Annotated in this window: 3 protein-coding genes; 1 reads left to right on the forward strand and 2 read right to left on the reverse strand. The window is 73.4% G+C overall.

Features of this window, described 5'->3' with window-relative positions; translation table 11 throughout:
• Positions 1 to 8,445, forward strand: coding sequence for a non-ribosomal peptide synthetase (locus SK854_RS05285; protein WP_319973840.1), 8,445 nt, complete (start codon positions 1 to 3; stop codon positions 8,443 to 8,445).
• A 22-nt stretch (positions 8,446 to 8,467) separates the two neighbouring features.
• Here the strand turns inward: SK854_RS05285 and SK854_RS05290 are convergent, their stop codons facing one another.
• Together SK854_RS05290 and SK854_RS05295 are read right to left on the reverse strand one after the other, a co-directional pair.
• Complete coding sequence (locus SK854_RS05290; RefSeq protein ID WP_319973841.1) at positions 8,468 to 9,115, reverse strand: DUF4760 domain-containing protein; 648 nt, start codon at positions 9,113 to 9,115, stop codon at positions 8,468 to 8,470.
• Positions 9,112 to 9,747: a DUF1028 domain-containing protein gene (locus SK854_RS05295; RefSeq protein ID WP_319973842.1), complete on the reverse strand. Its 636-nt coding sequence runs from the start codon at positions 9,745 to 9,747 to the stop codon at positions 9,112 to 9,114. The genes SK854_RS05290 and SK854_RS05295 overlap by 4 nt, the downstream gene beginning before the upstream one ends.
• Positions 9,748 to 9,919 lie beyond the last annotated feature (172 nt).

Genomic DNA, 9,919 nt, shown 5'->3' on the forward strand with positions numbered 1-9,919 from the left:
ATGTCCGCACTGTCGTTCGGCCAGCAACGGCTGTGGTTCCTCGACCAGCTCGACGGTCCCGGGGCCGCCTACAACGTCCCGGTCGCCCTGCGGCTGCGCGGACCACTGGACGTCACCGCCCTGCGCGCCGCCGTCGCCGACGTGGCGGACAGGCACGAGGTGCTGCGCACGGTCATCCCGATCGTGGACGGGACGCCGGGGCATCGCGTGATAGAGGACGCGCGACCGCCCTTCGAGGTCGTCGACGCCGAGTTGCCCGCAGCGCTCGTCGCGGCGGCGTCGCGGCCGTTCGACCTCTCCACCGAGATCCCGTTGCGCACCACGCTGTTCCGCGTCTCGCCCGACGAGCACGTGCTGTTGGTGCTGCTGCACCACATCGCCGCTGACGGCGGTTCGTTCGGCCCGCTGCTGCGCGACCTCGACACCGCCTACACCGCCCGTGCGACGGGCGTCGCCCCGAACTGGGCGCCGCTGGAGGTCCAGTACGGCGACTTCGCCCTGTGGCAGCGCGAGGTGCTCGGCGCCGAGGACGACCCGGACAGTCTGCTCGCCGAGCAGCTGGCGTACTGGGAAGGCAGGCTGGCCGGCCTTCCGGAGCGGATCTCGTTGCCCGCCAACGGACAGGGCACGGGCGCCGGGATCGTCGAGGTGGAGCTGCCCGCGCCGCTCTGCGCGAGGCTGGCCGACGCGGCGCGCGCGGCAGGCTGCACCCCGTTCGTCGGCCTGCAGGCGGCGGTCAGCGCCCTGCTGGGCCTGAACGGCGCAGGGCAGGACGTCGTGCTGGGCACCCCGGTCTCGGGCAGGCAGGACCCCGCGCTGGACGACCTGGTGGGCTTCTTCGGCAACACCCTGGCGCTGCGCACCGACCTCGCCGGCGACCCCGGCTTCGCCGAGCTGCTGCGCCGGGCCAAGGAGACCGCGTTCGACGCCTACGCCCACCAGGACGTGCCGTTCGAACGGGTCGTCGAGCGGCTCGGCGTGGACCGCTGCTCCCCCGCGCACCCGGTCTACCAGGTCATGCTGGTCCTGCAGGAGGACTCGGCCCCGCCGCGGCTCGACGGGCTCGGCGTCACCGTGGAACCGCTCGACCTCGCCGCGGCCAAGCTCGACCTGAGCGTGGTGTTCGCCCGCCGCACCGACGGCGGCATGGACTGCCAGCTCGAGTACGCGGCCGACCGGCTCGACCGCGCCTTCGTGGCGCACCTCGGCGACACCCTGGTGCGTCTGCTCGACCTCGCACTGTCCACTCCGGACGTCCCGCTGTCCCGCCTCGGCCTGCCCGCCGCGCCGGCCGCCTCGGCGCACGTGGAGAAGCCGGCGCCGGCCGAGGAGACCCCGGTCCGCCGGGAGCCGCGCGACGAACGCGAGCGCGTCCTCTGTGGACTGTTCGCGGACGTGCTCGGCCTGGAGTCGGTCGGCGTCCACGACGGGTTCTTCGCCCTGGGCGGGCACTCCCTGCTCGCGACGCGGCTGATCAGTCGTGTCCGCGCGGCGCTGGGCTTCGAGCTGGGCCTGCGCACGTTCTTCCGCGCGCCCACCGTCGCCGGGGTCGCCGCCGCCCTCGACAAGGCCTCCGGCACGGCCCACCCGCCGCTGGTGGCCCGCCCACGCCCGGAGGCGGTGCCGTTGTCACCCGCCCAGCAGGGCCTGTGGTTCCTCGCCGGCGTGCGCGGCCAGGACCGCGCCTACACGATCCCGTTGACCCTGCGCCTGACCGGACGCGTCGACGTGCCCGCCCTCGCCACCGCCCTGCGCGACGTCGTCACCCGTCACGAGAGCCTGCGCACGGTGTTCCCCGCCGTCGACGGGCAGCCGCGCCAGCACGTCCTCGCCGAGTTCGGCGACGTGCTCACCGCACGCCGTTGCGCCGCGGCCGACCTCGACCGGCTCGTCGACGAGGCCGCCGGCGCACCGTTCGACCTCGCCGCCGACCTCCCGCTGCGCGCCACCCTGCTGTCCACGTGCGACACCGAGTCGGTGCTCGTGCTCGCCCTGCACCACATCGCGGGCGACGGCGTGTCGACCGGTCCGCTGCTGCGCGACCTGGGCACCGCCTACGAGGCCAGGCTGGCCGGCTGCGCACCCGGTTGGACACCGCTGCCGGTGCAGTACGCCGACTACACCCTCTGGCAACAGGAACTGGACCTCGACGGCCGCGTGGACTTCTGGAAGACCGCGCTGGACGGCCTGCCCGAGGAGATGGCCTTGCCCTACGACCGGTCCCGCCCAGTCGACCCGACCCACGCCAAGGAAGCCGTCACCGCCCAGGTCGGCGCCGTCACCCACGCCGCCCTGGCAGCCCTGGCCCGCGCCAACCAGGCGACGCTGTTCATGGTCGTGCACGCCGCACTCTCCGCCGCGCTGACCCGCATGGGCGCGGGCACCGACATCGTCATCGGCACCCCGGTGGCCGGCCGCGCCGACGAGGTCCTCGACGACCTGGTCGGGTTCTTCGTCAACTCCCTGGTGCTGCGCGTGGACACCGCCGGCGGGCCCGCGTTCACCGACCTGCTCAGCCGCGTCCGCGACACCGACCTGGCCGCGTACGCCGCCGCCGACGTGCCCTTCGACCGGCTGGTCAAGGAGCTCAACCCGCCGCGCGTGCTCGCCCGTCACCCGCTGTTCCAGGTGGCGCTGTCGCTGACCGGCGGCGAGGAGGCCGGACCTCGGCTGGCCGGACTCGACGTCCGGCTGGCCGACGGCACGCAGGGCAACGCCAAGTTCGACCTCACCCTGACCGTCGACGAGAAGCCCCACGCCGGAGGCCTGGACTGCACGCTGGAGTTCAGCACCGACCTGTTCGACCCGGCCACCGCGCGGCGTCTGCTCACCGCCCTCACCCTCGTCCTGACCGCCGTCGCCGCCGACCCCGGCAGGGCCGTCGACCGCCTGCCCGTGCTCGACCCCGCCGACAGCGCACTGGTCCTGCACGAGTGGAACGACACCGGCGCGGCCTTCCCGGACGAGACCGTGCACGCCCTGTTCTCCGCCCACGCCGCCGCCCGCCCCGACGCCGTCGCACTGATCACCGACGACGCGCAGATCAGCTACCGCGAGCTGGACGAGCGGTCCAACCGCGTCGCCCGCCACCTGCGCGACAGTGGCGTGCGGCGCGGGGACGTCGTCGGCATCGCGCTGGAACGCGGCGTCAACCTCGTCGCCGCCGTGCTCGGCGTGTTCAAGGCGGGCGCCGCCTACACCGTTCTCGACCCCGCGCTGCCCGCCGCGCGCGTCCGCGAGATCGGTGCCGACGCCGGCGTCGGCACCACGCTCACCCCTGAACGGATGGCTGAAGCCGCCGGACTCTCCGCCGCGCCGGTCGACATCCCCGGCGCGCCCACCGACGCGGCGTGTGTCATGTTCACCTCGGGCTCCACCGGGCGCCCCAAGGGAATCCTGGGCTCGCACCGTTCGATCGTGGCCAGCCTGCTGGCGCAGTCCTTTTTGGACTTCAACGCGGAACAGGTGTGGCTGCAGTGCTCGCCGGCGTCGTGGGACGCCTTCGTGCTGGAGCTGTTCGGACCGCTGCTGTCGGGGGCCGCCTGCGTGCTGCACCCCGGATCGCGACCCGAACCCGCCGTCGTCGCCCGGCTCATCCCCCGGCACGGCGTCACCACCGCCTACCTGTCTGCCAGCCTGTTCAACTACCTGGTCGACGAGCACCCGGAGGTCTTCGCCGGGCTGCGCCAGGTGATGACCGGCGGTGAGGCCGCCTCCACCCGCCACGTCGGCGAACTGCTGCGCCGCCACCCGCACGTGCGCCTGGTCAACGGCTACGGCCCGGTGGAGAACATGATCATCGGCACCAGCCACGCGCTGACGCCGGCCGACGCACTCGGCCGGTCGGTCCCGATCGGCCGCTCCCTCGCCAACAAGCGCACCCACGTGCTCGACGCCGCCCTCCAGCCGGTACCGCCTGGCGTCATCGGCGAGGTCTACCTGTCCGGTCTCGGCCTCGCGGAGGGGTACCTCGGCCAGTCCGGCCTGACCGCGGGCCGGTTCCTCACCAGCCCGTTCGACGGTCCCGGCGAACGCATGTACCGCACCGGCGACCTGGGCCGCTGGCGCGCCGACGGCGTGCTGGAGTACGTCGGCCGCACCGACGACCAGGTCAAGATCCGCGGCTTCCGGGTGGAGCCGGGCGAGGTCGGCGCGGTGCTCACCCGCCACCCCGCCGTCGCCCAGGCCGCCGTCGTCGTCCGCGAGGACCGCCCCGGCGACAAGCGTCTGGTCGCCTACCTGGTGCCCGCGGACGGCGCGCTCGACACCGCCGGAGTCCGCGCGCACGCCGCCGCCGCGCTGCCCGACTATCTCGTGCCCGGCGCGTTCGTCGTGCTCGACGCCCTCCCGCTGACCCCCAACGGCAAGCTCGACCGCCGCGCCCTGCCCGCCCCGTCGGCCGAGGCCGCCACCGACCACACACGGCCGCGCACGGCCCGCGAGGAGATCCTCTGCGGGATGTACGCCGACCTGCTCGGCGTCGACGGCGTCGGCGTCCGCGACGGCTTCTTCGACCTCGGCGGCCACTCGCTGCTGGCGGCCAAGCTCATCGCCCGCGTCCGCACCACCTTCGACGCGGAGATCGCGCTGGCCGACGTGTTCGCCGACCCCACCGTCGAGGGCGTCGCCGCCGCCGTCGACCGCGCCGCGGGCAGGCCCGTCCGCCCCGCCCTGGTCGCGGGCCCCCGGCCGCGGGTGCTGCCCCTGTCGCCCGCCCAGTCCCGGCTGTGGTTCCTCAACCGCCTGGAGAACCAGGGCGCGGGCTACGCCGTCCCGTACGCGCTGCGCCTGACCGGTGCGCTGGACCGCGGCGCGCTCAAGGCCGCCCTGCACGACGTCGTCGGCAGGCACGAGGCGCTGCGCACGGTCTTCCCCGAGGTCGACGGCACCCCCTGCCAGGTCGTGCTCGACGAGTGGCGGCCCGCGCTGGACGTCGTCGGCCACACCAACCTCGACGCCGCGCTCACCGATGCGGCACGCCAGGAGTTCGACCTCGCGGTCGAAGCGCCCGTGCGCACCACGCTGTTCGTCACCGGCCCCGACGAGCACGTGCTTCTCCTGCTGCTGCACCACATCGCCGTCGACGGCGCGTCCCTGGGCCCGCTGGTCCGCGACCTGCGCACCGCCTACACCGCGCGGCTGGCGGGCGCCGAGCCCGGCTGGACGCCGTTGCCGGTGCAGTACGCCGACTACACCCTCTGGCAGCGCGACCTGCTCGACTCCCTGCTGGCAGGCCAGGTCGAGCACTGGCGCGGCGCGCTCTCGGGCCTGCCCGACGAACTGGCGCTGCCCACCGACCGCCCCCGCCCCGCAGTCGCCTCCCACCGGGGCGGCACGGTGCCCGTCCAGATCGACGCCGCCCTGCACGCCCGGCTGCTGGAGCTGGCCGGGAAGCACCGGGTGACGCTGTTCATGGTCCTGCAGGCCGCGCTCGCCACCCTGCTCACCCGCGTCGGCGCGGGCACCGACATCCCGATCGGCACCCCGGTAGCCGGCCGCGCGGACCGCGCGCTCGACGACGTCGTCGGGTTCTTCGTCAACACCCTCGTGCTGCGCGTCGACACCGCGGGCGACCCCGCCTTCACCGACCTGCTCGCCAGGGTCCGGGAGACCGACCTGCGCGCGTTCGAGCACCAGGACGTTCCGTTCGAGCGGCTCGTGCGGGAGTTGAACCCGGCCCGGTCCCTGGCCAGGCACCCGCTGTTCCAGGTCTCACTGGTGCTGCAGAACACCGACCAGGCCGACCTGTCCCTGCCGGGCCTCTCAGTCGCCGAGCACGAGATCGGCGCCCAGAGCGTCAAGTTCGACCTGGGGCTGGGCTTCGCCGAGGCGCCCGGCGGCGGGCTGGACGGCTCCCTGGCCTACGCGGCCGACCTGTTCGACGCCGGCACCGCGCGGAGCCTGGCCGACCGATTCCTCCGCGTGCTGGCCGCGGTCGCCGCCGACCCCGGCCTGCGCACCCGCGAGATCGACGTCCTCGACCCGGCCGAGCGCACGCTGATCCTTCAGGACTGGAACGACACCGCCGCCGACGTGCCCGCCACGACCCTGCCCGCCCTGTTCACCGCCCAGGTCGCCCGCACCCCGCACGCCCCCGCGGTCGAGTTCGACGGCACCGGCCTGACCTACGCCGAACTGGACGAGCGCGCCACCGCGCTGGCCCACGCCCTGCACCGCGCGGGGGCAACCCGTGGCCGCACGGTCGGCGTGGCGCTGCCGCGTTCGCTGGACCTGATCATCGCGCTGTACGCCGTGCACAAGACGGGCGCGGCCTACCTGCCCGTCGACCCCGGCTACCCGGCCGACCGGGTGGCGCACATGGTCGCCGACGCCGCACCGGTGCTCATGCTCACGCCGGAGTCGCTGGCCGCTCTTCCTATTGCCACCGAGGAGATCCCGCTGCCGACGGCGACGCCGGACGACGCGGCGTACGTCATCTACACCTCCGGCTCCACCGGCAAGCCCAAGGGCGTGGTCGTCCCCCACTCCGGCATCGTGAACCGCCTGCTGTGGATGCAGGACCGCTACCACCTCACGCCGTCGGACCGCGTCCTGCAGAAGACCCCGTCGAGCTTCGACGTGTCGGTGTGGGAGTTCTTCTGGCCGTTGATCACGGGCGCGGTCCTGGTCGTGGCGAAACCCGAGGGCCACAAGGATCCCGACTACCTGGCCGGCCTGATCGAGAGCGCCGGCGTCACCGTCGCCCACTTCGTCCCGTCGATGCTGGAGGTCTTCACCGCCTCCGTCGCCCCCGGCCGTTGCCGCAGCCTGCGCCAGGTCGTCTGCAGCGGTGAGGCCCTGCCCACCCCGCTGGCCGAGCGCTTCGCGGCGGGCTTCACCGCTCACCTCGACAACCTCTACGGCCCCACCGAGGCGTCCGTCGACGTGACCTGGCAACGGTTCCAGCACGACCCGACCCCGTCCGTCCCCATTGGACGTCCGGTGTGGAACACCCAGGTCTACGTCCTCGACCCCGCGCTGTCCCCGGTGCCCGCCGGCGCGACCGGCGAGCTCTACCTCTCCGGCACCCAGCTCGCCACCGGCTACCTCAACCGCCCCGCCACCACCGGCCAGCGCTTCGTCCCCAACCCCCACCGCCCAGGCGAGCGGATGTACCGCACGGGTGACCTGGTCCGCTGGCACGACGGCGGGGTGCTGGAGTACCTGGGTCGCACCGACGACCAGGTCAAGATCCGCGGCGTGCGGATCGAGCTGGGCGAGGTCGCCGCCGCCGTCTCCGCTCACCCGTTGGTGGCCCAGGCGGCCGCGGTGGTCCGCGAAGACCGCCCCGGCGACAAACGCCTGGTGGTCTACACCGTGCCCGCGGGGTCCGTCTTCGACCCGGCTGCGGTGCGCGAGTTCGCGGCGCGGTCGCTACCCGAGGCCATGGTCCCCGCGGCCGTCGTCGCGCTGGCGGAACTGCCGCTGAGCCCGTCGGGCAAGCTCGACCGCAAGGCCCTGCCCGCCCCCGACTTCACCCGCGCTCCCACCCGCCCGCCGCGCGACCACCGCGAACGCGTCCTCTGCGCCGTGTTCGCCGACGTCCTCGGCCTGGACTCCGTCGGTGTCGACGACGACTTCTTCGACCTGGGCGGCCACTCCCTGCTCGCCACCCGCCTGGTCGACCGCGTCCACCGCGCCCTCGGCGTGCGCGCCACCATCCGCGCCGTCTTCGACGCCCCCACCCCCGCGGGACTGGCCACCCGCCTCGACGAGACCGACACCGATCCCCTCAACGTCCTGCTCCCGTTGCGCTCCAACGGTTCCAGGGCACCCCTGTTCTGCGTCCACCCCGCCGCGGGCATCGGCTGGGTCTACTCAGGACTGCTCCGCCACCTCGACGACCGCCCCGTCCACGCCCTGCAGTCCCGCGCTCTCACCGAACCGTGGACCGGCACCCTGGACGAGATGGTCAAGGACTACGTGGCCGAGATCCGCGCCGTCCAGCCCGAGGGTCCTTACCACCTCCTGGGCTGGTCCTTCGGCGCCCAGGTCGCCCACGCCATCGCCACCCGCCTGCAGGCCGAGAACGCGGAGGTGGCCTTCCTGGCCCTCCTCGACGGCTACCCCGGCACCCCCGCGGACTCCTCTCCTGCGATGCCCTCCGACCCCACCGCCGACCTCCTGGCCTCCCTGGGCCGCACCTCTCTCGACGACCTCGTCCCCGTCCTGGGCGCCCGCGCCGTGGCCGCCCTGCCCGCCGTCTTCGCCCACAACCGCCATCTCTCCGACACGCACACCCCCACGACCGCCTACCGCGGCGACGCCCTGTTCTTCCAGGCCACCGAGGGCCGAACCGACTCCTCACCGCACCCAGAGGCGTGGGCCCCCCACATCACCGGCACTCTGCACCTCCACCCCGTCGCCACCACCCACGGCGACATGACCCATCCCGTCCCCATGGCGGAGATCGCCAGCACCATCGCCGGCCACCTGAACCGCTGACACCCCAACGGAACCGGCGCACTCAGCCGGCGGTGGTCGGGGCCGCACCGTCGAGCATGTCCGGCGGTGCGGCAACGGGTGTCAGGATCCGGTGCTTCACGTGGCGGGCGTACTCGTCGACGAAAGTCTCAAGGCCGACGTAGAGCTCAGAACCGATCTCGGCCCGGCACTTGGTGATGTAGGAGCGGCAAAGGTCGTAGCACCGGGTCATGGCTCCGCCGCGAAGATCGATGAGAAGGGGGATCTCGACGAAACCGCGAAAAGCCAGCGCGGAGAGGAACTCGTAGTAGTCCAGCAGGGCGATCACGTGCTGCATGTCCTCGGCCGGGACCTCGTCGTCGATCTCGCGGTGGGCCGCGATCCGCTGGGCCATCCACAGGTCCGCGGCCGACAACGTCAGCGTGCTCTGCAGGTTCATGAGCAACCCGACCGTGTACTGCCGGCGCTGGGCCTGCCGCAACTGCAGGACGGTCGCGACGCCGAAGACGACCGCCACCAGCACCGACGCCGCCGTCTCGTTGATCACGTTGCCGATGCTGAGGAAGGCGAACCCGACGACGGCGGCCACCGCCACGACGCCCGCCTGGGCGAGCAGGCGGAACAGCGGGCCTGCCAGATGCCACCTGAGCCGGAGCTGACGCGACCGGTAGTTCCGGGGACCGGTGCTCATGACATGTCGTGGAGCTGTCTGTGGAGCTGGCGGAGCCGGATCAGCTCGCTGATCGGTGCCGGCGCGTCGTCCACGCGGAGGTCCACCTCGACGTGAGTCCCGTGGCCGATTCCGTTCAGTCCCACGACGAACACGGCCGCGCTCTGCCGGCCGCGCCGGTCGCCGCCCGCTTCGTCTCCGGCGGCGAGCGCGGCCAGCAACTGGTCGGCCAGCGGAGTGGCGGAGTCAGCGCTGAGCCAGGCGGACTCCATCGCCTCGAGAACTTCCTCGCCCGCCAACAGGTTGCCCAGGACCGCGTACCCCTCGCCCAGCCTGGCGCCCGCGAAGGCCCCGCACTGCGCGCCGGTCCAGGCCGCGGCCATGCCGTCCCGGTCGACCACGCCGACCTGCCGTTCGCCCGATCGGTCGTCGTCGCCGACGAGCGCCTCGACGACCTCCGTGGCGCCGAGTCCCGCGCGCAACAGCGAGAGCCCGTCCTCGCGGTAGGCCATGTTGGTCCGGGCCTGGGTCGCCAGCGCCCCGACACCGAACTCCGCCGCGGGCACCATGGCGCCCACCGCGAGATACCTGCTCGCGACGGCCACACCCCACGACTTCTCTGCCCGACTGTGAGCCACAATCGAAAGCGTCATGCGATTCACCATAGGGGGCCTGGCAATCGCACCGGCGCGATGTTCCACGGCGACTGTGGTTCCAGCAGCGGCAGTCCGTCACCACCGCAGCGCGCTGAGCTCACGGGTCAGGACGAGCGAGAGGGTCCCGTCGGCGGTGACCATCGCGTGGCCGACAGCGGGGAGCACCACG

It is taken from the genome of Lentzea sokolovensis (genome assembly GCF_033949975.1).
In the GTDB taxonomy this organism is placed as follows: domain Bacteria; phylum Actinomycetota; class Actinomycetes; order Mycobacteriales; family Pseudonocardiaceae; genus Lentzea; species Lentzea sokolovensis.